Annotated in this window: 2 protein-coding genes; both read left to right on the forward strand. The window is 47.2% G+C overall.

From position 1 onward, the window contains the following. Positions 1-83 precede the first annotated feature (83 nt). Positions 84-368 carry a helix-turn-helix domain-containing protein gene (locus H6B31_RS16610; protein ID WP_204899513.1) on the forward strand — a complete coding sequence of 95 codons (285 nt, stop codon included), beginning with the start codon at positions 84-86 and terminating at the stop codon, positions 366-368. Then, positions 365-1,222: an IS3 family transposase gene (locus H6B31_RS16615; RefSeq protein ID WP_204899514.1), complete on the forward strand. Its 858-nt coding sequence runs from the start codon at positions 365-367 to the stop codon at positions 1,220-1,222. Before H6B31_RS16610 ends, H6B31_RS16615 begins: the two co-directional genes overlap by 4 nt. Position 1,223 lies beyond the last annotated feature (1 nt).

Below are 1,223 nucleotides of genomic sequence, written 5' to 3' on the forward strand. Positions count from 1 at the left end.
TGAACTGAACCCGTAAAAGCGGACAATAGACAAAACGCCCCCTGATGTAGGAAAATGGAAGTACTACATCAGGGGGTATTGTTATGGCCAGGAAATATGAAAAAGTGAAGGCACTTCTTCCGGCAGTCGAGCAACTGCAGGCGGAAGGGAAAACGCGGAAAGAGATAGCAAAGGAATTGGGGTTGCAAAGTGAAAGAACAGTAAAAGATTTGCTCTACCGTGCACGACACAAGCAGGAGAAGGCCATTCCCAAACAGCGAGGGAGAAAGCCTGCCAAGACATTGGCGGAGTATAAATATGAGAACAAAAGGCTAAAGATGGAGAACAAACTGTTGCGGGATTTTCTGCAATCTATCGAAAGGAAGTGAGGCCCAAACTCAAATACCAGGTAATATACCGGCATCGAGCAGAATATTCAGTATCCGTCATGTGCAGATTCTTTGGTGTATCCCGCAGCGGCTATTATGATTTTGTTCACCGTGCAGGCAGGCCTGAGAAAGATAAAGAACTGGCTGATCTCATTGCCTGGCAGCGTAAGCGATGTTGGGGCACTTATGGTTATCGCCGGATGTGGATGTGGCTAAAAAGGCAAAACATCCACAAAAATCCCAAAACCATCCTTCGTATCATGAGAAAGTACAATTTACTGTCCGAAATACGGCGGCACAGGAAATGGCAGCAGATGGGGCAGCAGGCGCACAAGTACAAGAATCTGCTGAACAGGAAGTTTCATGCAGACAGGCCCAACAGAAAATGGGTCACGGACATCTCCTACATCCACACCAAGCAAGGCGTACTGTATCTGTCCATGATCCGCGATCTCTACGACAATTGCATTGTGGCTTACAAAACCGGAACGGAACAAACAGTGAATCTGGTTCTGGATACCATTCGTCTTGCTATGAAGCAAGTAAAAAAGAAGGCCGCTGAGGAGCTGCAACTCCACAGCGACCAGGGTGCTCAATACGCCTCACAAGCATATTTTGAGCTGACTCAAACATACGGCATTACGCCCTCTATGTCAAGACGAGGAAACCCATATGACAATGCAATGGCAGAAAATTTCTTCTCTATTCTCAAAACAGAATGTATCTACCGCCGCAAACCAGCTACCTTCTCTGAGGCCAACGAGATGGTTGACCGCTATATTCACTTCTACAACCATGAGCGCATCCAACTAAAAACTGGAGAGGCGCCGCTGGCGCGACGCCTCTCATACTAAA

Origin of the sequence: Pseudoflavonifractor capillosus, from assembly GCF_016899775.1 — a bacterium.
Taxonomy (GTDB): Bacteria; Bacillota; Clostridia; order Oscillospirales; family Oscillospiraceae; genus Lawsonibacter.

What these genes read in the sequence shown, in the direction of transcription:
- H6B31_RS16610 (WP_204899513.1), top strand. Translation starts at nt 84, where the DNA reads ATGGCCAGGAAATATGAAAAAGTGAAGGCACTTCTTCCGGCAGTCGAG.